Here is a 25832-nt window from a genome sequence, read left to right as displayed (position 1 = left end):
CACGGGTCTTGGTCAGGGCCTCTCGTTTGAGAGGTTGTGTGTATGCCCGAGCAGCGTCGGAGGTTCAGTGCTCAGTTCAAGGCTGAGGCTGTGCAGGTGGTGATCGAGACCGAGAACCCGGACGCCCAGCAGCCGGTGAGCCCGTCCGAGCGTGTGCGTGTGGCGGAGATGGAAGACGAGATCCGCCGGCTGCGGATGGAAAACGAGTTCCTTGGAGCGGGCACCGGAACCGCGGCGAACGGCATTGGTGACCGCGGTGCTGCGGAACCTGGAGGCAGCCGCGATCGATGACGCGCTGGATCTGTTCGCGCTGCTGATGGCCACACGGTTGCTCTCGCCGGCGCGGCGGGCCTCGGAGAAGGAGCGGCTGGCGAATCTGCCCGGCTTGGAGCGGGCTTCGCGGACGTTGACCCGGGCCTTGGCGGTACTGGTGCGGCTGCTGGATGAGGCCGCCGCGTCCAGGGTGGCGCTGGACCCACTGCTGGTGTGGTCGAAGCTTGCGGAGGTCGCGCCGCGCGAGCAGGTCACCGCGGCGATGGCGATGGTGGACAAGCTGGTGCCCGAAGACGACGGGTCGGCCGAGATCACGCTGCGCAAGGCCCTGGCCGGGCGCTACAACACCGTCCGCCCGTTCCTGACGCTGCTGGGCGAGTCCCCGGCGTTGGCGGCTGCCCCGGGGAGGGAAGCGGGTGCTGGCTGCGGTTCGAAAGCTGCCAGGTCTTGCGCGGCGCAAGACGACGAAACGCCCGTTGTCACCGGCCGAGGTCGATGCTGATCTGGTGCCGCGGGCATGGCGGCCGGCGGTGTTAGCGAACCCGGCGCTACCCGCAGGCGCGATCGACCGGGACGCCTACGTGGTGTGTGTACTAGAGCAGCTGCACCGAGCTCTGGTTCGCCGTGACGTCTACGCGGCACCATTGAACCGGTGGTCGGATCCGCGGGCCAGGTTGCTCGACGGCGCCGGGTGGGACGCGGTGCGCCAGGATGTGCTGGCCGGTCTGTCACTGGACACGCCAGTCATCGAACATCTGGCGGAGCTGACGGGCGGGCTGGACGCGGCGTGGCGGCAGATGGCCGCCAGGATGGACGAAGCCGGTCCGGAGGCGAAGGTCGAGGTCGTCATCCCACCCGAAGGCGGGAGGGCCCGATTGAGCGTGGACAAGCTCGGCGCCCTCGACGAGCCGGATTCATTGACCGGCTGCGAACGACAACAGAGGCGATGCTGCCCCGGATCGACCTGCCGGACCTGCTGTTCGAGGTGCACTCCTGGACCGGTTTCCTCGACGGGTTCACCCACGTTTCCGAGGGCACCTGCCGCATGGCCGGGCTCGATATCAGCCTGGTAGCGCTGCTGGTCGCCGAGTCCTGCAACATCGGCCTGACCCCGGTGATCAACCCGCACTATCCGCAACTGACCCGATCCCGCCTCTCGCACGTGGACCAGAACTACCTGCGTGGGGACACGATCGCGGCGGCGAACGCGAAACTCATCGACGCGCAGGCGCGGATCCCGCGGGCGCAAAGCTGGGGTGGCGGGCTGCTGGCCTCGGTGGACGGGCTGCGGTTCGTGGTTCCGGCCCGCACCATCAACGCCGCCCCCTCACCGAAGTACTACGGCTACAAACGCGGCATCACCTGGCTCAACGCCGTCAACGACCAGGTGTCCGGGATCGGGGCGATGGTGGTGCCCGGCACCCCGCGAGACAGCCTGTTCATCCTCGACACCCTCCTCAACCTCGACGGCGGGGAAACCGGAGATGATCGCGACTGACCACGCCTCCTACTCGGACATGGTGTTCGGGCTGTTCACGATGCTCGGCTACCGCTTCTCGCCACGACTGCGAGACCTGGCCGACCAGCGGTTCTGGCGCGCCGACATGCCCGGGCGAGCAGTCCGGTGATTATGGTCCGCTGAACGCGGTCGCCCGAAACAAGGTGAACCTGTCCAAGATCGAGACCCACTGGCCGGACATGCTGCGGGTGGCCGGGTCGCTGGTCACGAACCAGGTTCGTGCCTACGACCTGCTGCGCATGTTCGGCCGCGAAGGCAGGCTTTCCCCGCTGGGGCAAGCCTTCGCCGAGTACGGCCGGATCGACAAGACTTTGCACCTGTTGGCGTTGTGCGACCCTGTCGACGAGTCCTATCGGCGCCGGATGAACCGCCAGCTCACCGTGCAGGAATCCCGCCACCGCCTGGCTCGGGCGATCTGTCATGGCAAACGCGGCAACATCGTGCAGGCTTACCGCGAGGGCCAGGAGGACCAACTTGCCGCTCTGGGCCTGGTCTTGAACGCGGTCGTGCTGTGGACGACCCGCTATCTGGACGCCGCGGTCGCCGAACTCGAAGCCGCCGGTCATGTCATTCAGGATGCGGACAAGGCTCGGCTGTCACCGCTCAAGGACAAGCACCTCAACTGCCTCGGCCGCTAAGCCTTCACCCCGTCGCAGCCCGCTCGTGGCCTGCGGCCCTTGCGCGATCCAGCGATCCGCGACGACTGACCGGCTCATTTGCCGATCCCTATCCGAACATGGCGGGTTAGTTTCGGAGGTCAGTGCGGTGGGGTGGTTTCTAGGTGGTGCGCGCAGTGGTCTGCGAGGGCGAGGGTGGGCAGGTTGGTGTTCGCAGTGGGGATGGTGGGCATGATGGAGGCGTCGATGACTGCCAGGCCGTCGACGCCGTGCACCCATCCAAGCGGGTCGACCACGGCCGTGGGGTCGGTGGCTGGTCCCATCCGGCAGGTGCCCACCGGATGTTGGTACACATTGAGCTGGGCGCGGATGGCCTGGTCCAGAGCCTGGTCGGTGCTTAACTCGTGGCCGGGCCACATTTCCGAGACGAGCTGCTCGGCGAAGGGACTGGTGCCTGCTAGTTGCCGTGCACGCCGGAGTCCAGCGCGCAGCCTGGGCAGGTCCTCGGGGTGGGTCAGTAGCCCGACGTCGATGTCGGGTGCGACGGTGGGGTTGGGCGAGGTAAGCAACACCCGGCCGCGGGAACGCGGTTGGAGCAGCGCCACGAGCAACGACATCTCGGGTCCGGTCTCGCCTGCGGCGATGGCGCTGGGGAAAATCTGCAGGTCTGGCCTGGTCAGCGATGGATCAGATCGTGTCGTCAGCAGTGTTTGACAGGGCAGGGACTGCGGCTGCCCGTGGGCGGAGAAGTGCAGCCGCAGCAAGGGGTGGTCATGCAGATTCGCGCCCACCCCAGGCACGTCCCGCCAGATTGGGATTCCGAGCTGACGCAAATGTGCCGCCGGTCCGATACCCGAGCGCAGCAAGAGCGCGGGGCTGCCGTAGGCACCGGCGGCGAGCAGAACCTGCCGGGCAGCGACATGCTGCCCATCGGCGAGCTGGACCCCGGTGGCCCGCCCGTCCGCGAGCAGGACCCGGTCGGCCGTGGCGTGGGGCCAGACGGTGAGGTTACTGCGCTCACGGGCAGCGGCCAGGTAGGTCAGCGCCGTGGATTGACGCACCCCGGCAACCGCGTTCAGCGGCAGCGGGCCAGCACCGACCGCAGCGCGCGCATTGTGATCAGCAATCACCGGATTACCTGCGGCAGCGCAGGAATCCAGGAACGTCCGCTGGTGTGACGGCAATTCGCAGCGCGTATACCGGCGGATCGATACCGGCCCGCTCGCACCGTGCCCATTCTGGTCACCGAAGTCGCCATCGTTTTCGACACGGACAAACGCCTCTAGCATCTGGTCGTAAGACCAGCCCGCGTTGCCCGCAGTGGCCCACGCGTCGTAGTCGTCGGGTTGGCCCCGCAGCGCCATCACATTGTTGGTGGCCGAGCTGCCACCCACGAGACGCCCAGCGAACACCGGCGAACGCCGCTGTAGCTCGCCGAGCCCAGCCACATGCCCCCAGTCATACCGAGTGGGGCCCACATCCGCGGCGTCGGACACCTCGTGCGGCTGCTGGCCACCCTCAGGACCGAAGTCCGGCCCGGCCTCCAGGAGCAACACCGACCGGTCCGGCTGCTGGCTGAGCCGGGCGGCGAGCACGCCCCCTGCCGAGCCCGCCCCCACGATCACGGTGTCCACATCCGCTGCTGGTGTCATCCTCGCGGCACCTCCCTGCAGAGCTTTACTAGCGCCTACACGAAACGAAAATACTGCATTTCGATATATGCTGCCACCATGGTGAAACAGCATGAAGACCATGGCGACACGCCTCGCCCTCCAGGGCGTCCGTTGGATACCGCCCGCAGCCAGACGATCACCGAAGCCGCGCTCGAGGTCCTCGCCGAGGTGGGCTACCGCGGGTTCACAATGGTCAAAGTCGCCGACCGAGCGGGTGCCAGTACCGCGACCCTCTACCGCCGTTGGAACGGCAAACAGGAGCTGTTCCTGGAGGCGATCACCCTGCTGGCCCGCCGCGAGGCCAACCACCCCGACCCGGGGCCCTTTCCCCCGGCACCCGACACCGGCAGCGTGGTCACCGACGTGGAAATCCTCCTCGTCCGGCTCATCGCCCTCTACAACAGCCCCGAAGGCGGAGTGTTTTACGGCCTCATCGACGAGATGCGCCGCAACCCCCAGTTACAGAAGACGTTCCGGGAACAGTTCATCAATCCGCCACGAGCCACCACCAAGACGGCACTACGCCGCGGCATCGCCCGAGGAGAACTCCACGACATCGCCGACCTCGACCTTCTCGTCGACGCCTGCTACGGCCCCGTGCAAACCCGTGCGCTGCTCTCCGGCGAGCCCCTCGACGAGGCCTTTGCCGCACGCACCGCGCGCACCCTCCTGCGCCCCTACCTCACCACGCCGCCCTGATCTCTCGGTAGTCCGCAGAGGAACCCCAAACGGACACCACGGCGGCACGCACCGACGAACGAACGCCGTCAGCGCCGACGATCACACACCCTCGACCGTGTCCCCGTCGGCCAACAGTGCCCACGCCCTGTCGGCACTTTCGTTCGTCTCGATCACGCGAGCGTCGTACCGGAAAACCGCACCAGCCCGGGCGGCCTCGCCCTGCAAGACCCGCGCCGGGTCCGCCCAGGCCATCACCCGCGGCGTCCCCCGCAGCGCAGAAGGATCAGCAGTCATCCGGTACCCGATCCGCCCGGTCGGCACATACCACTCGAACCGCAACAGCGGGAACGAAGCCGCAATCACCGCTTGGTGAGCACCGATGGCACGCAACGCGTCCAATCCGTTGGGGTTTATCCGCACCACCGCTCCCCCGCTGGCCGCCGAACGCGCCTCTACCACCGTCACCGCCACACCAGCACGCCGCAGCTCCAACGCCGCAACGGATCCAGCAATGCCACCACCGACAATCACAGCACGCTCGGTCACCACTCAACTCCTGCTTCCTGGTCCGATGCAGCGGTCACGCTGCAGCACCCACGATTTCGCTCTCGCGCGGCGGAGCCGACAGCCGCACCGGCGGCATGCCTCACCGGCCATCCACGGTGCGCAGTATTCGGACACGCCACGATCATCAACAAACCCGACCGCGAGAACACCGCAGCGCGCTCAGCGACGTGCCAGCGCATGGGGGACAGTCCCACTCGACGGGAAAGGCGGCGGAAGGTTTGGACCGTATCCCGGCCAGCCCCGATATAGGTTGTCAAACACAGCGACGGAGCGCGGCCCATCGTTGGTATTGGTGGTGTTTGGTCGGCTCGGGGTCTTCAATGCCGCGCAGCCAGTAGTCGAACCAGTCGACAGTTCGGCGATAGATTTCCAGTCGGTGGCGGGGCTGGATCTTGAGGTGATCTTCATCTGGGTAGACATACATTTCGGTGGGCACGCCGGCACGGATGAGTTGGCTGTAGGCTGAGAGGCTGGCAAGGTATTCGGCCTCGGTGTCATGGCTGAGGATGGCGGTGGTGCAATCTGTTAAGCCAGGTGAACGTCGTTGCCAGTGTTCGGCCGAGGGGCCGCGTGGGCCGCCCGCCATACCCCAGTCGGACCAGCGTTCTTCGAACCCGGGCCCGAACAAGTGGTAAATGTATTCATCGTCATGGCTGAAGCCGGACAGTACGGCCGCTCGGAATAGGTTCGTGCTCTCGAGAGCGTAGGTGGCGATGTCACTACCGTGACTGAATCCGCATATCCCGAGTCGATGAGGGTCTAGTACGCCCTCGCGGTCTAGTGCCGCGACCATGGTCTGGATAGTAGAAACAGGTCCGATCATGTCTTTGCACATGGCTTGGAACCGTTCAGTGGGGCTGTCGTCAGGGCTTGGAGGGTCTAACTCGTAGCTTCTGGGCAGGGTGAGGTCGAGGACCAGAAATCCATGCGCGGCCAGGACATGGATCGGATACTCGTCACCCGATGCACCGCGAAGGAACCCGGACGACATATACGTGGTCACGACCATCGGGTACCGATGTCCCGGGACATAGTCGACGGGATAGACCAGGTTCGCCCAGGTTCGATCGTGAAACTGATTGGTGGCTTCGATACAGCGGATGTCACCGAACTGGAAGGTCCGCCAGGCTGGATTGAGGTCCGTGAGTGTACGTCGGTCTCCGGTTCGCAGATTGATCGCGATGACCTCTGCTGGTCGGGTGGGCAGCTCCTCCAGAGCCACGGCGATGCCACGGGAGAGATCCAGCCTGCATTCCGATAGTTCGCCGGTACCGGATGAGATCACACGCGGTGCGTCGCTGGCGATGGGAACGGTGTACAGCACCCGTTGATGGGTTTCATTTCGAGCCTGGAAGTACAGGTGCCTGCTATCTAGGCTCCACCACAATACGGGCACCACATCGTCCAATGGATGTGGACACGCATGTAGCCGCGTCACCAGCCGCTGAGCACCGTCACCGTCAGCAGCGATGACGTAGAGGTTTTCCTGCTCGGCGTCGCTGAGAAACGCGAGCATGGAGTGGTCAGGCGAAGACACCGCATACAGTGCCCCATCAACCTGGACTCGGTCCGCGTCGAGCTCGACTGTCTCGGCCGCGCTAGCCGGCCACCACTCGCCGGTGCCGACGTCGATCACCCAATCGGTCGACGGAGCGGGCTCGGCGGTTCCCGGAAGGCCAACCAGCCCTAGCTCGGGACGGCTCACTGTAGTCATCAACACCCCGCTCCCGCTGGCGGGCCGTGGTGCGAGGATGGGGGCCGGCACGGGCCGGCTGGACCGGACCAAGATGCTTCGGCCATCGTGGCGGTACCGTAGCGCGCGGACTACGCCATCCAAACCAGCTACCACCGCAGCCTGTCCATCGCGGCTCACTTCGCACAACTGGAACCGGCCGTCGTGATGAGCCTGGAAGGCCAGTCGTTGGCTATCCGGAGACCATGCCGCGACGGGATTGTACCCACCGTAATGTGTAGCCCCCTCCAGAAAGCCGTCCTCGACTACCGGCGTACCCGCGTCGGCGAGCTTGTAACTGGATCGGTCACGGACTGTGGGAGCCACATGCCATTCGGCACAGTAGTCGTTGGTTGTAGCTCGAGCGGACTGTACTCGAAAAGCCACCCACGACCCATCCGGTGACAGTGTCAGCCCGGACACATCCGCGATTTCCAGCAACGCTTCAGCCGTCACCGGTCGACAGTCATCAGAATTTGCAGCGTCTAAAATTTCCAAAGGATTCATGTTTAGTTGCCTTACCACAGTCGAGACCGAAGCTGTTTTCGCGGAAGAGTCTTCACAGCCTATAATGTCGCGTTCTGTCCCAGCTTGTCGAGCACGGGCATGAGTGTGTTCATCAGATGGACCGTCAGGACGGACTGCCCCAGATCTCGCCTCAGCGCTTGCAGCTTTGCGCTACCCACCCGCGGTCGGCGGTGTGGGCCGCTGTTGGGTGAACCGTTTGTCTGGTGTGGCCTGAAATCTCAAGCGATGTCCGGAGTCGCTGGTTGGGTTAGCGCTGCCAGCTGCGTCCGGGTGTGTGTTCGTGTATCTACGAACACGTGTATTGGGCGGATTCAATCGGTCGTCGCAACACCGGTTTGCCGGAGTGATTGTAGCTGCTCGTTGAGTGCTTCTGCAGGGGTTTTCCAGCCGAGTGTTTTTCGTGGTCGGGAGTTGAGGGTGGCTGCGACGGCCTCGATCTCCTCGACGCTCCACCGTGATAGGTCGGTTCTTTTCGGGAAATATTGGCGCTGCGCCAATATTTCCCGAAAAGAGCCGATCTTTCGGTGCACAGTCAAGCAGAACTAGATGCCGTCGCCGACGAACTGAATGATCGGCCCCGTGAAACACTCGACTGGCTCAAACCCACCGAAGTCCTCAACAAACTCCTCCTCGAGCACGGTGGTGCACCCACCACTTGACACCGCCGAGTCTTTACGCCCCCAACTGCGTTGGGGGCGTACTCTCCCCGCTGCTGGCCAACGTGGCTTTGTCGATCCTGGACGAGTACTTCGCCCAGGTCGAGGGCGGCCACCCGCGAGTGGGAGCGCCGCAAGCGACGTCTGCGTGGCCAGGCCAACTACCGGTTGATCCGGTATGCGGACTTATGCCGACGTCGGCATAAGTCGGCTTATGGGGACCGGTGGATTATGCCGACCGCGGTGTGATGGTGCTGGCCGGCGAGGTCGTCCGGCCGGGCCGGTCGGCATAACCCGGGGGCCTTGTGATCGGGGTGGTGGCGGGTTTCGAGTGGTTGCGGAAGAGCAGACCACTCGAGACGGGAGAGATCGCATGGGTGCCGAGGCGTCGGTGAATGTGCTGGTGGCCGAGTTCCGTTCGTGGCTGGCGGTGGATCGGGGGTTGTCGCCGGAGACTGCCCGTTGTTACGGAACCCAGGCCGGCAAGTTCTTGGCCGGGTTGCCGGAACCTGTGGATGATGCTGTGCGGCAACTGGATTCGCGTCGGATCACGACGTTCATGGTCGGTTATTATCGGCCGTTGAACGGGTCGGCGGTGCGGGCGATCATGGGCCGCGCCTGCGCTCACGCGGACCTGCCACGGGTCGGGGCGCATCGTCTGCGCCACTCGCTGGCCAGCGACATGCTCCGAGCCGGAGCGTCGCTGCAGGAAGTCGGACAGGTTCTCCGGCACCGAAGCCACCTGTCCACAACGATTTACGCGAAGGTCGACGAGAACGCGCTGCGTCCGCTGGCGCGTCCCTGGCCGATCGAGGTGCGGTCATGAGCCGGTTGCGCCGCGCCGCCGAAAACTACCTCACGATGCGGCGGACGCTGGGATTCAAACTGACCACCCAAGCTGCGCAACTGATGTCGTTCGTCGACTACTGCGAAACGGCCGGTATTGATCGCGTCACCGGCGAGCTGGCGCTGGAATGGGCGACCACGACCCGCAGCGGCAGCCGGCACGACGCCTACTTGGCGCGGCGGTTGATGACGGTGCGGATCTTCGCTCGCCACTACCAGACACTCGATCCCGCCAGCGAGATCCCGCCCGAAGACGCTCTGCCACACCACAAATGCCGGATTGCACCGTATCTGTATTCGCCCGCCGAAATCACGGCCCTCATCGGCGCCGCCGGGCGATTGCGGCCACCGTTGCGGGCGGCGACCTGGCAGACCTTGATCGGGCTGCTCACGGTGACCGGCATGCGCAAACGCGAAGCCTGCTACCTCGACGACGAACACGTCGACCTCGACCGAGCCGAACTGGTAATCCTGGATTCAAAGTTCGGAAAGTCCCGGCGTCTGTTCCTGCACGACACGACCGTAACCGCACTGCGGGACTACCAGCGGCTACGCAACCAGGAGTGCCCGAATCGGTCCGAGTCAAGCTTCTTCGTCTCCACCCGAGGCACTCGTCTGGACACGGAAAACATCCCCAGCACCTTCACCAAGCTGATCGACGCGGCCGGCATCACGGTGTCACCCGGACAACGGCGACCTCGGATACATGACCTGCGGCACTCGTTCACCGTCACCACGATGATCGGCTTCTACCGTGAAGGCGGCGACGTCCAGGCGAGGTTGCCGATCCTGTCGACCTGGCTCGGCCACGTCGACCCGAAGTCGACCTATTGGTATCAGCAGCAGGTTCCCGAGCTGCTGGCCATAGCCGCCGAACGCCTGGAAACCATTGGGGGCCAGCGATGACCGCGTTGGCACCGATCCTGCAAGCATTCTTCACCGACAAACTCCTGCGTCAGCGCCGCGCCGGTCCGAACACCGTCGCCGCCTATCGCGACACCTGGCGCTTGCTGCTGCAATTCGCCGCCCGCGCAACAGCCACCCCACCCAGCACGCTCGATCTGAGGCAGCTCGACGCTGGACTGATCACCGCATTCCTCACCTATCTCGAGGCGGAGCGGTCCAACGGCACCGCAACCCGCAACGCGCGGCTGGCCGCGGTCCGGTCGCTGTTCCGCTACGCCGCTCTGCACGCACCCAAGCATGCCGCCGACATCGCCCGGGTCCTAGCGATCCCACCCAAACGTCGGGATCGACCCATCGTCTCCTATCTCACCACCGACGAGATCGACGCGCTGGTCGCTGCCCCGGATCGCGGCACCCGGCTCGGGCGCCGCGACCACGCTCTGCTGGTACTGGCCTGCCAGACCGGGCTCCGGGTCTCCGAACTGATCGGGTTGACCCACAGCGATATTCACCTCGGCCCTGGCACTCACGTCCGATGCCACGGCAAAGGCCGCAAGGATCGGGCCACTCCGTTGACGCGTCACACCGTTGCCGCACTGCAGGAATGGCTCACCGACCACACGAACGCACCGATCGATCCGCTGTTCACCACCCGCGAGGGCCGACCGCTCTCGCGAGACGCGGTCGCCAAGCTGGTCACCAAACACACCGCCCACGCTGCAAGCATTTGCCCGAGTTTGACAAGCAAAACCGTCTCCCCACATACCCTGCGGCATTCCGCAGCCATGGCGCTGCTGCACGCCGGGGTCGACACCTCGGTCATCGCACTATGGCTCGGCCACGAGGACCCCGGATCCACTCACGCCTACCTGCACGCCGACATGAGCATCAAGGAGAACGCCCTGGGCCGACTCACACCACCGAACACCAGCCCCGGCCGCTACCGGCCCACCGACACCCTGCTCGATTTCCTCGACACCCTCTGACTCCGAGCACAAGGCCCCGGGTTATGCCGACCGGCCCGGCCGGACGACCTCGCCGGCCAGCACCATCACACCGCGGTCGGCATAATCCACCGGTCCCCATAAGCGGACGACTTCCTGGTCATGATCTCCGGCGATCGTGACCACGCCGAAGAAATGCGGGATGTGGTGGCGGCGGTTCTGGCGCCGATGGGTCTGCGCCTGTCGGACGCCAAGACGAGGATTACCCATATCGACGAGGGCCTCGATTTCCTCGGTCGGCGCATCCAGCGTCACCACAAACGGGGCACCCCAGCGGCACGTCTACACTTACCCGGCTAAGAAGGCCCTCAAAGCCGTCATGGCCAAGGACAAGACGATCTGTCGGCAGAACAACAACGAACCCCTGGCGGTCGTGCTGCGCCGGCTCAATCCGGTGTTGCGCGGCTGGGCCACATATCTCCGGGCCGGGGTGTCCGCCTCGACGTTCCAATACCTGTCCAAGTACACCTGGGAACGGGTAATGGGATGGATTAGGCGAAAACACCGGAAGATCACCTGGAAACAACTCCGTCGCCGCTTCTGCGGCGGCGAATGGTGGCCGGTCGACGGTCAATACTACCTCTTCGAGCCAGGCCGGATGCGGATTATTCGCTACCGTTACCGAGGAACGAAGATTCCGACACCGTGGACCGTTACTGGCTAAAGACCACCAACCGCCCGACCGGGACTTGTGGAGAGCCCGGTGCTCAGTAATGGGCACGCCGAGTTCGGCGGGCGGCCCGAGGAAACGGACCAGTCGAAAGACTGACACCGCGCCTCGGGCCGACCCAACCGAGAATCCGGCAAAGGGCACAGGGAAGCCCTACGATGCCTCATTGGGGAACTATGGTCATGCGGTCGGGTGAGGTGCCTGACCGTGGCTGCTCGGTCGTGTCGGGGGATGGCCTCGATGCCGCGCCGCTGGGGCGGCCAGTTTTAGTGCTGCCACCCCGGACACGCCGAGGCCCCTGACCGGCGTTAGGGACATGCCCGACCGAGGGCCGAACAATGAGGAACCGGCAAGGGCCTCGACACCGTGGAGTCAACCATCGACTCCATGTTGGAGGCCAGGATGACCTACATCGGCTGGGATTGGGCGAGCCAGAGCCACGATGTCACCGTGCTCGATGACGGTGGTTCGGTGCTGGAACGATGGGCGTTCGCTCACACCGAGCCCGGATGGGCAGCCACGATCCACCGCTTGCGCCAGCACGGCGATCTTGACGAGCTGCCGGTGATCATCGAGCGCACCAGTGGGCTGGTCGTGGATCGGCTGCTCGAGGCGGGACACCCTGGTCCCGGTGCACCCCACATCGTTCTACGCCGCTCGACCACGGTGGAGTGCTTCCGGTGCGAAGTCCGATCCTGGCGAGGGCTACAAGCTCGCGGACTACCTACGCACCGACGGCCACCGGCTACGACGCCTGGAGCCGATCGAGCCCGGCCTACGCGAGCTGCAAGCGTTGGTGCGGCTGCGCGACGACCAGGTCCGCGCCCGGACCGCGACGGTCAACCAGCTCACCGCCATTCTCGACGCGCACTGGGCCGGACCGCGCAACCTGTTCCGCTCGCTGGCTTCGCAGATCGCGCTGGCTTTCCTGACCGACTACCCAACGCCGCACGCCGCTGCCCATCTCGGTGAGGCACGCATGGCTGCGTTCTGTCGCCGACACTCCTACCGCGGAGGAAAGCCCGCCGCTGAGCTGCTCGAGCGGCTGCGCACTGCACCGATCGCTCCCATCGGTCTGCCAGCAGACACACTCAGCACCATCATCGGCGCCCAGGTCACCCTGCTGCGCTCGATCCAGTCAACGATCACCGCCACCGAGAAGTTAATCGCTGAACGCGTTGCTGCACACCCGCGCACTCAGCTGCTCAACCAACTGCCCGGCGTTGGAATAATCAACCTCGCCCAACTACTCGCCGAATTCGGCCCCATCCTCGACCGCGTCGAGTCCGCCGAACAAGCCGCGACCGAATGCGGCGCTGCTCCAGTCACCCGGGCATCCGGAAACAGCAGCGGCGTCTACTTCCGATGGGCGGCGAACACCCGCGCGCGCAAAGCGATCACCTCGTTTGCCCACAACGCCCGGATGCAATCACCCTGGGCCGCAGAGCTCTACGCCACCGCGCGGGCACGAGGTAAACGCAACCCCCACGCCACCCGCATCGTCGCCCGCGCCTGGATACGCGTCATCTGGGCCTGCTGGCACAACAAGGCCCCCCTACAACCCGTCGATACATCATCAACGCCGACAGCTCATCGCCAAAAGAACTTGACTCAGGGGACTCAAACGACGACTTGCCACCGTGATCTACCGCCACCTCGAAGCTGATCAATCGGACAAAATTCCAGCAACCACTTGACAGAGAGGAGCTGCCGCCCGCCCGCACAGCGGAGCAGGCGGGCGGCAGCCAACTTTTCGGCTCCAGGACGGCGTCACCAACGTCCGGCCCTCATACAATTAGTGGTCTGTTTCCTGCTGTATGCTGTGACCATGACCGATAGGACAGTGCTCGTATCCGACCAGCGATCGGGGCTCCGGGTCTACGAGGACTCCGTGCGCTCAACGCTGCGCGAAGTCCTTGCCAAGGTCCGCGAGATCCTCGGCGTGCGCTATCTCCATAATGAGGCAGCGTGAGAACGTGAGTGACTCGGATCGACCTGCCCGCGGCCGACCACCCGGGCCCGCGCGGGATTTCTCGGAGCGGCGGGCCGAGATCGTGGACGTCGCTGCGCGTACGTTCGCCCAGAACGGATACGCGGGGACGGGCATGTCTGTGCTCGTTGAGAAGAGCAATCTAAGCGGCAGAGGGGCCTTGTACCATTACATTGGGTCCAAGCAAGAGCTTCTCGTCGAAATCGCTTTCAGCGTGCTTACACCCCTGTACGAGAACGCCGCTCTCATTGCCGGACTCACGGCAGAGAATCCGCTCACCCGCCTGCGGCTCATCTCGGAGACGTTTTTGCACACCATCGCCGAAAAACCGAGCCACGTATGGGTGTACGAGCACGACTACCGGTTCTTGAGCGACCAGCACCGCGACCGATTCAACGCCATGCGTGCGCAACTCGAGGGTGTTATTCTGGGCCTCGTCTCCGAGGCGATCGACGAGGGTGTCTTTGTGCAGGTCGAGCCGCGGCTGGCGGTCTTCGCGTTCTTTAACCTCCACAACCGCACCGTGCAGTGGTTCCGCCAGGGCGGCCGTTGGACGGCCGCCTACCTCTCAAAGACTTACTGTGAAATCCTCTTCAACGGCATGCGCGCCTCGTCGGCCGCGCCAGTCGACGTCGAGGGGGAGCTCGACACTTTCCGGGCGCGTCACGCGGGCTGGCCGCTCGCCGCGCCCGACGTTTCGGCGGCCGAACCGGTGCCTTGACGTCCGCTCGGGCGGAGTTCTTCCGACGGGCGCCGGGCATGACGTCCGCTTCCTGTGCCGATATGGCGTGCCTTGCCCCCGGGGGCAGGTTTGTCAAGAACGCTGTTCGCTCACCCTTCCAAGTTTGGTTCAGTGCAGCCAGTCTAAGCCCGCTCCGCGCCGGCAAGGTTCTCAGTGCCATGATCGAAACCATCGGCCAGTTATCCTTACCCACTCCGAAATTCCGTCTGGTAACCACTCCAAGGGGCCTTGGCGGCATCGGTCCTTCTGTCCAGTTGAGTCGCCGACATCAGTCAGGTGCCATCCCAGCTCGTAGTTTTTCAGTTTTCTTGATCTCAAGTTCAAGACCCTCGGGGTTTTGCTCGGGATCTCCAGTGATGACCACCCCGAAATCGTTGGCTGCGCCGTCGATCGTCACATACCCGTCGCGCACGTCGCGGAGAACTCTTTCAGGGTCACGCTCCAGCGGGTTCCCCCAGCCGCCTCCACCGTTGGTGATGTAGCGGAAGATCGCACCCGGAGCAGTTCTCCAGATTGGTGTCCGGGCGAAGTAGAAGTACTGGCCGTCGGGGTCGAGGCTCTTGGTGTCTGGGTCGAGTACCCCAGCGACGGGTGTGGAGTTCTGGTATACGTTCCTGGACGTACCCGGAATTTCCTGTCGGCGGGCCACGTCGAATGCGTCTGATTCCCACAGCCATGTGCCACCGCAGGTTCCGGCACGGCCACCGTTCACGCCAAAGCCGCTCGGACGTTTGGTGCGCAGCGGCGCTGCGAAGTGTTCGGCGTCGGTCTGCCACAACGTGTCCCTGAGCACTGCGGCTCCACCTCGGTTCACCCCTGGTCCTACCGAGTCGGCTACGTATTCTTTCCGCAAAACCACGGCGGGAGTTTCAGCTTCAAGCGACTCAGTTGGGGTATCCAGAATGTTGAGCTGGTAAATGATCATGTAATTTTCGCCGTCCGCTTCGGCGGTTCCGCCCCAAGGACCGAACAAGCCGCCCGAGTTGGCCATGGCTACCCATGGTGTGCCGTCCGGGTTTAGACCGTTGGCATTGTGGATGTTCGTTGAGCCGTAATCGCCGCCGAGCGCACGGCTCGGCATGGCTTTCTCAAGTGCTTGGAGGATGGCACTGACTGCCAAGTGGGAGGCCTCCCAATAGAGGAAGATCGCACCATCTGGCGGCAATGCGCTCGTAATCGTGCCCTCGGGCAACACGATGTCGATGTCCCGCAACGCCCCAGACGTAAAGGGCGATTTTCGATCAAGGAAGTATTTCACCGCCACTGCGGCCGCGGTTCTGGCCTCCAGCCAGCTCCCATTGATCGAGCTACGGGCCTGGCGGGAACTGCCAGATAAGTCCACCTCGGCGCGGCTACCCCGAATTCGGACCGTTGCCCTGACCTTGTATTCCTCGGAATCGTCGATCGCGTCAGCGTCCAGATAGTCCTCACCCTCGTAGTCACCGTCCGGAACTTGAGTAATAGCCGTCCGCATCGTTTCGGCCCCTACGTCACATCCATATTGCACTGCGCCGAGGTAGGCGTCGAGACCATAGCGGTCTATGGCTTGCAATAGCAATCGTTCGCCGACCAACAGGCTCTGGTGCATACTCGACAGGTCCGCAAACAGCAGGTCACCGAATCGCGCATTATCGAAGAGTAGATCAAATGTTTCTTTAACGGGCTTATCGTCTTGGTAAATCAATCGCGGCGCCAGAACCAAGCCATTCTCATATACATTCTTCTTCGTAGCGCTGAATCCGGCCGGAACTATACCCCCGTCGTCCAGCATGTGTGCCCGAAGAGCAATAAACCCGACCGGGCCTTCCGTCTCACCGTGAAACACTGGCCGCAACAGGCACATGTCGTTAACGTGATTCCCGATACGGTAGGCATCGTTGGCTATCAGCACATCACCCGGACGTACATTCTCGACGCCGTACTCCTCGCACGAGTTTCGCACGGCCACGTCCATCGTTCCTAAAAACAGTACAAGGCTGTTGCTCACCGCGGTCATCGGGTAGTCCATGGAGGGCGGACCCACGATACACGTGGCGAAGTCCTTCATTTGAGCCAAAATCGGCGAAAATGCCGTGTTCAACAATCCGTTGCACATGTGCTCGACCGTGTAATGGTACTTGTTAGAGAGGATTGTTGCCGTCAATCTATCGCAATTATACCGTCGATAGAACTCGTCTGGGGCTAACTCCCCAATTAATTTCGCCTGCGCTTCGTTCGTCGTCATGTCACATCTCCCTATCTGTCCGGCGGTGACACTGTTAACTAACTGGACTGTACGGACCGCGTGATCATAATCTCACCAAAACTACCGATTGTCGCTCGCTGTCCGACACACACTTGTGTGGTGGACGCGTCTTCGCGAATAACGGCTGGCCCCTCCAGGGTGCAGCCAGCTTTCAAGTGTTCCCTGCGGTACTCTGCAGCCTGTATCTCACGGGCATGAGCGTCAAGATGCCGCAGAGACGTACGCTTGATCGGGTCAGGCTGCAGTTCAGAACCGCGCGCGTTTTCGATGGGATCGTAGGTGATCTTTTCCGTCGGCACGGTCACCTGTACCCGATAGGTCACACCTTCTACCGGAATATCGTCGAATCGGTTCCCCCTTCTTTCTTCGTAGGCTCGGTGAAAGTTGGCGACCATCTGTTCTACGGCACCTGCTGTGATATCTCCATCCGGTAATGGAACAAAAGGCATCTCCCAAGTCTGGCCCACCAGTCGTGCGTCGAACGTTCGCAGAATGGTTACTTCGTCGCGCTGGGCCCGCGCCTGTCTCAACAGCGCGTCCTCCATCGCCTCGTATACCGCGTTTATGCGGGTGGCCTTCTCGCCTTGCAGGACCATGTAGCTTGAGCGACTGTCCGTGTACACACGGTCTGTGCTCAACACACCGAGCGCGGAGAACACACCGGGTTGGGGTGGCACTATTACCGCCTTAACACCGGATATCTCAAGGAGGGCAGGCAGCAGCATCGGTCCCGCCGATCCATACGCCATGATTGAGTAATCACGGGGATCGATACCGTAACGCACTCCCATGTCATTGATGGCTTCGCTGAGATGGTTGATAGCGAGCCAATACGCGTGTTGAATTCGCTCGTACGTGGTGACTGGAGCGGCTAGCTCCTCGAAAGCCAGCTGGGCCTTTCTGTGGTCCAGTTGCATCTCACCGCCCAAGAACTCTTCCTCGTTGAGCAGCCCGATCAACAGACATGCATCGGTGATTGTTGGAGCAGCACCGCCGCGTCCATAGCACGCTGGTCCAGGGTTGGCGCCCGCGCTAGCCGGCCCAACCTGGATCTCCCCATTGGGGGTTACAGACACAATGCTGCCGCCGCCCGCACCTACGCTCACAATCTCGTTAGCGAGAGTACTGACGAGAAGATCGTGTTCAACCTCGAAAGTGGTATTCACCACGGGCTTTCCGTCGGAAACTATGCTAAAATCTGTGGAAGTGCCGCCGACATCGGCGCAGATGAGGTTCTCTTGTTTTATAAGTGCGCTCCAGTGCGCCGCCGAGCGGGTACCTGCCGCAGGCCCAGAAAATATAAGCCTGTGTGGTTCCTCCAAGGCGACGTCCTGAGGTAGCAAGGTGGCGGCGCAATCGACAAAATTTGTCTCCCCTGCAAACATTTCACCTTCTAGACGCTGATGCAGGTTTGCGGAGTAGTTTCCATAAATACTTTTCATAAGAACATTCACGATGGTCGTTGATGCGCGCGGATACTCTCCTGCCAAGGGTGAAATATCCGAAGAGACCGAACATGGTATGCCTGATCCCAAGACGTCGCGCACTAGGTCCCGCAGAATAAGCTCGTGTTCAGGGTTCGCGTAGCTGTTAATAAGGCAAATGGCCACGCCCTGCACATTACACTTTCGGAGGACTGCCAGCTGATGACGAGCTTGTTCCCGATCCAAAGAAATCAGTACCGAGCCATCGTGTGTGATTCGCTCCTTGACTCCTCGCCGAAGGTATCGAGGAACGAGGGGGCGATTTCCGGCGTCGCCAAGAGGACGGCGCCAGCCAGGGTCTGTAAGAACCTCCAATGGACGCAGCGCCCGCCCTATATCCGGCACATCACGATGTCCGTCTGTCGTGAGGTATGCAATCTTGGGCAACCGTCGCGTTAGAATCGCGTTCAACCCTACGGTACTTGCGTGGTTGAACATTGCCGCATCTCTCAGACCCAGGCGACCCGCACCCTCGACGACAGGCTCTTCCTCATGGTCCGGATTTGTCGGCAATTTCAAGGTTTTGATCGTGCCGGCCTCAAATGCGATACAATCAGTGAACGTTCCGCCGACGTCTACACCTACTAGGTTGTGGGTTGGCATAATTTGTCCTCTCCGCACTGTTACTATTGGATAGCATCTCGTCGATTCGCACCGGTAGGCGTGTCGGGGTCTACAAAAGATCAGAAAGAAGAGACATCGAACCAAACAAGCCTCCGCGTTCGCGCTCTACGGAGTAAAGACACCCCTGGCACTTGATAGTTGTCCACCACCCACCTTCGCTAAGTACGGGATAGCGTGCCAGTTCCTGCGAGCTGCATTCAGGGCAGGTACCCTTCACAGGTTCCCTGATAACGTAGAGGTGTAGCTCTTCCGGTCGTACGTGTGGCCTCACCTTGTGCCTCCCTTTCCAGAGATTATCGTGACCCGTGCATATCCGCGTCCCCACAATTGCTACGAACGTGCGCTTTGAGCGTCCCCGGAATTTTCGGGCAGTTGAACTTATTGATTCGCCCGGCTTGTTGTGTGTTTAAGTATTTGTCGTATACCTTTTTCGGGATCCTCTAGGCGAATGCTGAGTCAAGATATTATGTATTTTAGCTGAACTCGGTGTGGCGTGTCACTTCCTTTCGTGCCTATTTTGAGCGCTGAGGTTGTTCGGTTGACTCTCTCGACTCTTCCGGCCGCGTTGAATGATCACGCTGACGCATGATCGGACATATTCCGGCGCGGCATACGGATCGGTGCGAGTTCAGTCTGGCGGCGTGTGTTCGTCATCAGTTGCCTGATCTTTTGTCCGTGTACTGGAGTTCCCGTACGGCTCATCCCGAATGCGCAGCGCCGTCTTTAGATCAGTCGTATGAAGATTGTCCTGCCACTCGTACGCGGATTCGGTTAACTGTGCCATCGCGTCGAGCCGTGTGCTCGAATACACGGAGCTGTAGAGTCCCATGTTCTCGTAGAACTGGTTCGCCGCCGCCTTGATCAGCCCGAGGTGATCTGAGCTGAGATTACTTACCCGCTCAGCCAGCGCGAGGGCGCGGGTGTCTAGTTCGTCCTCGGGCCAGGCGTAGTTAACTATCCCCATCTCCTCGGCGACAGTCCCGGTGAAGCTGTCGCCGGTAAACATGAGCTCCTTGGCCTTGCGCATCCCCATGATGAGGGGGAGCAGCATCGCGTTCCGTGCGACACCCACGCCTCGATGTGCCGGATGGCCAAACACGCAGCTGTCGGCGGTGACCACCAGGTCTGCCATCATCGCTAACTCGAGGCCTCCGGCGACGCAATGACCGTGGGTCTGGACGATCGTGACCTTCGGGTACCGCCAAAAGTAGAGCATGACATCGGTGATCTGGCGGAGCGCAGAGGCGAGGTTGGTCGGCAGCGGCCGATTAGCCTGGTCCGCGGTTCTAAACCGGGTGTCGTCGGCGTAGGTTGCGCCGGACAGGTCCCCAGATCCGATGTCGTGCCCGGCCGAGAAGACAGGCCCGGCGCCTTTGAGCAGAACGGTGCGGATTTCGTGCTCGGGTTCCGCGGCCTGAAGAACGGCGAGAAACTCGCGGAATGTTTGGGGCGCCAGCGCGTTGCGTACCTCGGGTCGGTTTAGCGTGACCTCTAATATTCGTCCGCTCGTGCCGACCCGATTCACGAGAAGGTGTTCGTAGCTATGCATGGTGACTCATTTCCCAAGTCGTGTAGGAGGCATGGCGGGGCCGAATTGCGGCACGCGCTTCTCGAGGAAGGCTCGGGCGCCTTCGAGGCAGTCCGTGGTGCGCCACATCCGGGAGAGGCTTGCTCGTTCCAGGGTCAGCTGTTCCCTCAGGGTGATGCCGCTGGCGCGGTCCAGCAGTCGTCTGGTCTCGAGAAGCGCTGTTGCCGAGATGGGCGGCAACTCGCTGGCGAGCGACACGGCGTGCTGGCTAGCGGCGCCGTCTGGCACAACCCAGTCCGCTAGCCCCATGCGGGTCATCTCGTCGGTGTCGATGGCATGGTTCCGCGCGAGAATCGACGTGGCCGCGACGGGTCCATACGTGCGGGCTAGCGCGTAGGAGGTTCCACCGTCGGGTGTCGTGCCGGCTGTGAGGAAGGCAGGCACCAGAAGCGCGGAGCGGCCGCATACCCGAATATCGGCTGCGAATGCCAGCCCAACTCCCGCCCCTGCGGCTACGCCGTCGATCGCCGCTATCACCCGGCCCGGGAACTCGCGGAGCGCGAGGACGAGCTCGTTGAGGCTGTCCGCCAGCTCCCCGAGGAGTGTCTCCGGGGTGGAGTCGAGCGCCGCGGATACGTATCCGAGGTCGCCGCCAGCGCAGAAGACCTTCCCCGCACCGCGCACAACCAGCGCCGTCGCTCCGCTGTGCCGCGCCGTCGTGAGCCGCTCGAGCGTGGTGTTTAAGACGGCAGGAGACAGTGCGTTTCTCGCATCGGGTCGGTTGATGGTCACGATGGCGAGGCCGTCGCCATCGATAGTAAGGTCAACAGCCATCCTCGCCTCCAGTCTCGGACTGGCGCGCCTGGTCTCGCAGCGATCGACGGAGAATCTTGCCGCTCGCCGTCTTAGGTAGCTCGGGGAGGATGACAACCTGGCGTGGGTACTTGTAGGCCGCCATCCGCTCCTTACAGAACTCAACGAGCTTGTCCGGGGTCGGGGCATCGTGTCCGTCCCTGACGCTGATGTAAGCACGCACCGTCTCGCCGCGATAGGCGTCCGGAACACCCACGACGGCGGCTTCCCGGACCCCCGGATGCTCGTACAGCACGTCCTCGACCTCGCGGGGCCAGATCTTGTAACCGCTGGCGTTGATCTGGTCCTTCTTGCGGTCGATGAGGTAGAACCAACCGGCCGTGTCCCGGTAGCCGACATCGCCTGTGTAGAGCCATCCGTTGCGCACGGCGTGGGCGGACTCCTCGGGCATGCGCCAATAGCCATCCACGACCTGAGGCCCCCGGATGACAAGCTCGCCGCTCTCATCGGGGGCGACCTCCCGCCCTTTCTCGTCGACGACCCGCACCATCGTGTTGTAGACAGGAACGCCGATGGAGAGAGCACCTGTCGTGGAGTCAACCGGCGCGCGCAGGCGCGACGGCGTGATGATGGCCGGTGACGTCGACTCCGTCAGCCCGTAGATCGTGTGGATGGAGGTGCCGAACTTCTGCTCGAATGCGGCCGTCAGCGCCGGCGCTACGGGCCCTCCACCGGAATAAATTTTCTTCAGTGACGCGAGATCCTTGGCCTCGACGCCCGGCAGGTTCAGGATCGCCTGGAAGGCCGTGATAGCGCCGACAGCGAACGTGGCCTTGTAACGGGCAGTTGCGTCGACAGCAGCCTCCGGAGTGAAGCGCCCGAGTACGATGAGAGGCGCTCCGCTGACCAGGGACGCCGTCACGTGACCTACGAGCCCCGTGATGTGGAACAATGGGGCGATCCCGAGGACCGTGTCCTGTCGCGTCAGCGGCATCCACCGCTGGAAAGTTCGCGAGCTAAACAGGATCTTGCCGTGCGTGTTGATCGCCCCTTTGGGGGGGCCGGTGGTTCCCGAGGTGTAGGTCAGGCAAGCTGGGTCCCCCGGGGCGAGGGCATGGGCCTCGCCACCGCCGTCCGGCGCCGAACGCACCTCGTCCCAGAAGTCACAGGCATCGTCGGGGTGATCGGCGTCTACGTCATTCACGACGACGACCAGCCGCAGCGGCAGCGACCGGCGCACCACCGCCACCATGGGCGCGAGCGACGACTGGCAAACCACGGCCGCGGCCCCCGAGTCCCGAAGGATCAGGTCGAGCTCGCGCTGCTTGTTCATTGGGTTGACGAGCACGGCGATCGCGCCCGCGCGCCATATACCGAGCAGCGCGATGACGAACTCCGGCACGTTCTGGAGGTAGAGCGCCACTCGTTCCCCGGGGCTGACACCCCGGTGCCGGAGCGCGAAGGCGAAGGCACACACAAGGGAGCTGACCTCGCCCTTGGTGAGAGAACCGCCAGGGTGATGGAGGCACGGATAGTCCGGATACCGAGCGAGGGCGTCCATGATCACTGCGTAGACAGTCGCCTCCTCGACGTCGACCTCAGCGTGCTCAGGATGGTCATATAGCTTGAGCCAAGGACGCTTGTCGGTGCTAACGTCCTGGGCTCCCGCCTCAGCGTGCCGCATCGCCTTTGCTCCTCTCGCGCTTCTCGCGTCGCTGTGCCTCAACATCAATGCGCAGCCGGTCCGGGTACCACCCTGGATCACTGACGATCACGACTCCGTAGTCATGCTCGGCTCCTCAGCTGTGCCATACCCGATGACCGCATTCAGCCCATGCGCGCTCGCGTGGTTGAAGACGGTCGCCTCGGCGGTGCCGACCTCGCACGCGCCTTGAATGCCACCGCGTTCAGTGTTGCGCACATCGGTCGGCACCTTGATCGTGGTGACAGACCCTTGGTCGATGGGCACCACGTCCATGAAAGTCGCACCGATCATGCTCATTAGAACTCCCGAACCTTTCACGACTCAGTTAAGGCATCCACCAGACGTCGATCGATCGACGAACCCGGAAACGGGGCGTCGATGTCCACCCGCTGCTCATCCTCGGTGACAGGTTCTCTCGAGGTAGACGAGATCCGCCGGCAAGAGTCTCTTAGCTTAGTCGTCATAGAATGCTTTCCCCTTCCGTTGAAGCAGAGGAAGCTGCCACTGGCCGCCAGGCTGCGGTAATAGACTGGTCGTTCCAATCAGCACTGTAGCGCCATCTAGTGCACCGCGCAACCTCGCCCGGTCACGTAGAAAACCGAGGAACCGCCCCGGCACACGATGTCGGTTCCGACATGTTCGCGCAACCAGGTCGTTGTTGTCGGGACGCATCGATCGGCCAGTACATCGACCGAGCGGTGGCTATCCATGCCGACCAGCACAGTCGCGTAGCTGTGCCGCTTGCCTAAGGCGGAATCATCGACACCGACCAGCGCAACCTGCCTGGCCGTCGGAGCAGACTGGGCGCGGACCAGGCGCAACAACGTGTCCCGGCTACAAGCCATACCGAGTGTTGCCGCCAGCCGGGCTCCGGCCCGATCGGCCAGCGCGAGCCCAACACCAGTCAGCATGCGCCGCAGCAACGGGGTATAGCGGCTATGCGCACTGGTCAGCCCCGAGACCTGTTCAACGAACGTCACCGCCACACAATCCCTTGCAGCACAACGGAAACGACACACAACCAGCTCGATCACCACAAGGGACCCCGCCACCGGCGCATCCGCGATCCGGCGCACATACCGCCCGTGCACCACCGTGGACACGGTTCGCAGTGCAGGCAGCGGCCTGACAAACCACGCACCAGCGCCCGCAGGGCCAATACCCCTTCGGGCCGCTCAACACTCTCGACAATCAACCCAGATGTGCTGGGCCACAACACTTTTCGACTGTCTACAATGCACAGTCATCATCATCCACCCTGCTAGGCTAGAAAACATGCAGAAACACCCCACAAGATCAGCGCCAGAGACGCTCGTCCCAGTGTCCAGGGTGATCGGGTCGGGAGTGTCCGCCGGTTTGTGGGCGGTGCTGGTGATCATGGAAAGGTTGGGCTTTGGCCCTGGCTCGGAAGGATCATAGTGAGTAACGAAGTTGAGGCTGTTGCGCCGACCATCGGGGGCGATGCTGGTGGTGATCTGAATGTGCGTATTGCTCGGGAGTTGTTGGAGACGGCACCGGATGCGGGTGTGTCGTTGACCGGTCCGGGTGGGTTGTTGCGGCAGATCACGAAAACCGTGCTCGAGTCGGCGTTGAACGCTGAGCTGGACGAACACCTCGGGTATGAGAAAGGTGACGCGAGGGCAAAGCTACAACGAACGAGCGGAACGGAACCGCTCCGAAGACGGTTTCCACGGATATCGGTGAGGTGCGGATCGGTGTGCCGCGGGATCGGGAGGCGACGTTCACTCCGCAGATCGCGCCGAAACACGCCCGCCGGATCGAAGGTTTCGATGAGACGATCATCTCACTGTACGGAAAGGGGCTCACGACCGAAGAGATCCGGCGGCACCTGGCCGGGATATACGACGCGGACGTGTCTCGTGATCTGATTTCCTCGATCACCGACAGGGTGTCCGACGAGCTGAAATCGTGGCAGGCCCGTCCATTGGCACGCGTGTATCCGATCGTGATGATCGAGGTGATCATGGTCAAGATCCGCCAGGGAACTGTCGCGAACCGGCCTGTGTACGTCGCCGTGGGCGTCGACACCGCTGGTGAGCGGGACGTTCTGGGTATGTGGGTGGGTACCGGCGGCGAAGGAGCTAAGGACTGGGTGAACCACCTGTCCGATTTGAAGAACCGCGGTGTCGAGGACATCTGCCTGATTGCCTGCGACGGGTTGAAAGGCCTGCCCGAGGCGGTCAATTCATTGTGGCCACGGGCCGACGTGCTATTGTGCGTCGTGCATCTTGTGCGGGCCAGTCTTCGCTATGCTTCGAAACGGTAGTGGGCACAGATCACCAAGTCCGTCAAGGGCTTCTACACCGCTGCGACGCTCGAAGCGGCGGAAGCGTTGTTCGAAGATTTCGCCGCGGAATGGGAGGATTTGTATCCGGCGATGATACGCATGTGGCGTGGCGGCTGGGAGAACTTCATCCCATTCCTGTCATTCCCACCCGATGTTCGCAAACTCGTGTACACCACGAACCAGATCGAGAGCCTGAATGCGCGGTTCCGGCAAGCGACTCGCCGGCGGGGCCATTTCCCCACCGAACAAGCCGCGCTGAAAGCTCTCTATCTCGTGATCAAAAACCCCTCAAAAATCGTACCAACATCACCGGAAAGACGGTAGCCTGGAAACAGGTGTTGAACACGCTGCCCCTCCACTACGGAGACCGCATCAACGCCCAGTAACCAAGTAGGCGATCACCGGGCCGCCCACAAAGGTTCCGGCTCTGGCTCATTTTTCGTGATTGGTTCTATGCGAGGAGGACTCGTTTTCTGGGGAGGTCGAGGTTGGCTCGGCCGTATATTTGTCTTTGATCATTTTGATGCGGTTGAGGTTGCCTTCGGTGGGGCCGTTGCTATGGGTCTGGGTCAGGCCAGCGACTATTGCTGCCTCGTCCTTGGCTAGTCCGCGGGTGAAGGAGTGTAGGTAAAAGAGATCGGTAGCACGGACTGTTGTGATCCAGTGTTGGAACCGGTTTTTGTTGTGTTGCCGGGGATTGAGCATTTCCGCGAATCCTTGA

At 62.6% G+C, this 25832-nt stretch carries 21 protein-coding genes and 5 pseudogenes; 12 read left to right on the top strand and 14 right to left on the bottom strand.

What is annotated here, in order from left to right; genetic code table 11:
• Positions 1 to 42 precede the first annotated feature (42 nt).
• Positions 43 to 291: a hypothetical protein gene (locus A37U_RS52570; protein WP_020496916.1), complete on the top strand. Its 249-nt coding sequence runs from the start codon at positions 43 to 45 to the stop codon at positions 289 to 291.
• Positions 188 to 2427, top strand: a pseudogene (locus A37U_RS54850) (Tn3 family transposase); the annotation flags it as partial. The gene A37U_RS52570 and the pseudogene A37U_RS54850, both read left to right, overlap by 104 nt.
• A gap of 122 nt (positions 2428 to 2549) precedes the next feature.
• Here the strand turns inward: A37U_RS54850 and A37U_RS51415 are convergent.
• Positions 2550 to 4061, bottom strand: a complete 1512-nt coding sequence (locus A37U_RS51415; RefSeq protein ID WP_026197134.1) for a GMC family oxidoreductase — start codon at positions 4059 to 4061, stop codon at positions 2550 to 2552.
• A 78-nt stretch (positions 4062 to 4139) separates the two neighbouring features.
• Here A37U_RS51415 and A37U_RS43290 point away from each other — a divergent pair, with 78 nt between their 5' ends.
• The gene (locus A37U_RS43290) at positions 4140 to 4781 is read left to right on the top strand and encodes a TetR/AcrR family transcriptional regulator (RefSeq protein WP_063712781.1); all 642 of its coding nucleotides are present in this window, start codon (positions 4140 to 4142) and stop codon (positions 4779 to 4781) included.
• A gap of 81 nt (positions 4782 to 4862) precedes the next feature.
• Here the strand turns inward: A37U_RS43290 and A37U_RS43285 are convergent, their stop codons facing one another.
• The 3 genes and pseudogenes from A37U_RS43285 to A37U_RS49555 form a co-directional block, all read right to left on the bottom strand.
• Positions 4863 to 5309 carry an FAD-dependent oxidoreductase gene (locus A37U_RS43285; RefSeq protein ID WP_157182770.1) on the bottom strand — a complete coding sequence of 149 codons (447 nt, stop codon included), beginning with the start codon at positions 5307 to 5309 and terminating at the stop codon, positions 4863 to 4865.
• Positions 5310 to 5583: 274 nt separating this feature from the next.
• Positions 5584 to 7569 carry an Atxe2 family lasso peptide isopeptidase gene (locus A37U_RS0112115; RefSeq protein WP_083933411.1) on the bottom strand — a complete coding sequence of 662 codons (1986 nt, stop codon included), beginning with the start codon at positions 7567 to 7569 and terminating at the stop codon, positions 5584 to 5586.
• A gap of 332 nt (positions 7570 to 7901) precedes the next feature.
• Positions 7902 to 8078 (bottom strand): annotated as a pseudogene (locus A37U_RS49555) (IS30 family transposase); the annotation flags it as partial.
• Here A37U_RS49555 and A37U_RS51410 point away from each other — a divergent pair.
• The 4 genes and pseudogenes from A37U_RS51410 to A37U_RS0112095 form a co-directional block, all read left to right on the top strand.
• Positions 8079 to 8249, top strand: a pseudogene (locus A37U_RS51410) (IS30 family transposase); the annotation flags it as partial.
• A gap of 370 nt (positions 8250 to 8619) precedes the next feature.
• Entirely contained in the window at positions 8620 to 9072 is a 453-nt protein-coding gene (locus A37U_RS49080) for a tyrosine-type recombinase/integrase (protein ID WP_020496910.1), read from the top strand.
• Positions 9069 to 9998 carry a tyrosine-type recombinase/integrase gene (locus tag A37U_RS0112100; protein ID WP_020496909.1) on the top strand — a complete coding sequence of 310 codons (930 nt, stop codon included), beginning with the start codon at positions 9069 to 9071 and terminating at the stop codon, positions 9996 to 9998. The genes A37U_RS49080 and A37U_RS0112100 overlap by 4 nt, the downstream gene beginning before the upstream one ends.
• A complete protein-coding gene (locus A37U_RS0112095; protein WP_020496908.1) occupies positions 9995 to 10984 on the top strand; it encodes a tyrosine-type recombinase/integrase in 990 nt (329 codons plus the stop codon). Before A37U_RS0112100 ends, A37U_RS0112095 begins: the two co-directional genes overlap by 4 nt.
• A gap of 21 nt (positions 10985 to 11005) precedes the next feature.
• Here A37U_RS0112095 and A37U_RS52880 read toward each other — a convergent pair whose 3' ends face one another.
• Entirely contained in the window at positions 11006 to 11257 is a 252-nt protein-coding gene (locus tag A37U_RS52880) for a hypothetical protein (RefSeq protein ID WP_020496907.1), read from the bottom strand.
• A 64-nt stretch (positions 11258 to 11321) separates the two neighbouring features.
• On the opposite strand from A37U_RS52880, the gene A37U_RS52875 reads away from it, so the two are divergent.
• The 4 genes from A37U_RS52875 (at position 11322) to A37U_RS0112070 (ending at position 14383) form a co-directional block, all read left to right on the top strand.
• Positions 11322 to 11666, top strand: a complete 345-nt coding sequence (locus tag A37U_RS52875; protein ID WP_205622913.1) for a group II intron maturase-specific domain-containing protein — start codon at positions 11322 to 11324, stop codon at positions 11664 to 11666.
• Positions 11667 to 12303: 637 nt separating this feature from the next.
• Complete coding sequence (locus tag A37U_RS43280) at positions 12304 to 13338, top strand: transposase (protein WP_169526849.1); 1035 nt, start codon at positions 12304 to 12306, stop codon at positions 13336 to 13338.
• A gap of 162 nt (positions 13339 to 13500) precedes the next feature.
• On the top strand, positions 13501 to 13644 hold the full coding sequence (locus A37U_RS51400; RefSeq protein ID WP_157182768.1) for a hypothetical protein: 144 nt from the start codon (positions 13501 to 13503) through the stop codon (positions 13642 to 13644).
• Between the two features lie 4 nt (positions 13645 to 13648).
• Complete coding sequence (locus A37U_RS0112070) at positions 13649 to 14383, top strand: TetR/AcrR family transcriptional regulator (RefSeq protein WP_026197132.1); 735 nt, start codon at positions 13649 to 13651, stop codon at positions 14381 to 14383.
• Positions 14384 to 14672: 289 nt separating this feature from the next.
• Here the strand turns inward: A37U_RS0112070 and A37U_RS0112065 are convergent, their stop codons facing one another.
• The 8 genes and pseudogenes from A37U_RS0112065 to A37U_RS43270 all read right to left on the bottom strand — a co-directional run bounded on the left by A37U_RS0112065 (position 14673) and on the right by A37U_RS43270 (position 23906).
• A complete protein-coding gene (locus tag A37U_RS0112065) occupies positions 14673 to 16628 on the bottom strand; it encodes a hydantoinase B/oxoprolinase family protein (RefSeq protein ID WP_020496903.1) in 1956 nt (651 codons plus the stop codon).
• 38 nt (positions 16629 to 16666) lie between these two features.
• On the bottom strand, positions 16667 to 18139 hold the full coding sequence (locus A37U_RS0112060) for a hydantoinase/oxoprolinase family protein (RefSeq protein WP_240437575.1): 1473 nt from the start codon (positions 18137 to 18139) through the stop codon (positions 16667 to 16669).
• A gap of 57 nt (positions 18140 to 18196) precedes the next feature.
• A pseudogene (locus A37U_RS53555) lies at positions 18197 to 18736 on the bottom strand (hydantoinase/oxoprolinase N-terminal domain-containing protein); the annotation flags it as partial.
• A gap of 649 nt (positions 18737 to 19385) precedes the next feature.
• Complete coding sequence (locus tag A37U_RS0112055) at positions 19386 to 20306, bottom strand: enoyl-CoA hydratase-related protein (RefSeq protein WP_020496901.1); 921 nt, start codon at positions 20304 to 20306, stop codon at positions 19386 to 19388.
• Positions 20307 to 20312: 6 nt separating this feature from the next.
• Positions 20313 to 21119 (bottom strand): enoyl-CoA hydratase/isomerase family protein, encoded by an 807-nt coding sequence (locus A37U_RS43275; RefSeq protein WP_020496900.1) that lies wholly within the window; start codon positions 21117 to 21119, stop codon positions 20313 to 20315.
• Complete coding sequence (locus A37U_RS0112045; RefSeq protein ID WP_020496899.1) at positions 21109 to 22782, bottom strand: class I adenylate-forming enzyme family protein; 1674 nt, start codon at positions 22780 to 22782, stop codon at positions 21109 to 21111. The genes A37U_RS43275 and A37U_RS0112045 overlap by 11 nt, the downstream gene beginning before the upstream one ends.
• Before the next feature lie 87 nt (positions 22783 to 22869).
• Entirely contained in the window at positions 22870 to 23100 is a 231-nt protein-coding gene (locus A37U_RS0112040; protein WP_020496898.1) for a hypothetical protein, read from the bottom strand.
• A 263-nt stretch (positions 23101 to 23363) separates the two neighbouring features.
• Positions 23364 to 23906, bottom strand: a complete 543-nt coding sequence (locus tag A37U_RS43270) for a transposase family protein (protein ID WP_157182766.1) — start codon at positions 23904 to 23906, stop codon at positions 23364 to 23366.
• Between the two features lie 315 nt (positions 23907 to 24221).
• Here A37U_RS43270 and A37U_RS53550 point away from each other — a divergent pair.
• Positions 24222 to 25497: pseudogene (locus A37U_RS53550) on the top strand (IS256 family transposase).
• A 46-nt stretch (positions 25498 to 25543) separates the two neighbouring features.
• Here the strand turns inward: A37U_RS53550 and A37U_RS49535 are convergent.
• The coding region (locus A37U_RS49535) for a transposase (RefSeq protein WP_169526847.1) at positions 25544 to 25832 on the bottom strand (289 nt) is incomplete at its 5' end.

The organism is Sciscionella marina DSM 45152, assembly GCF_000379465.1.
Lineage (GTDB): Bacteria > Actinomycetota > Actinomycetes > Mycobacteriales > Pseudonocardiaceae > Sciscionella > Sciscionella marina.
Note: the sequence above shows the minus strand (reverse complement) of the source record. Positions and strands in the feature narration are given on the sequence as shown.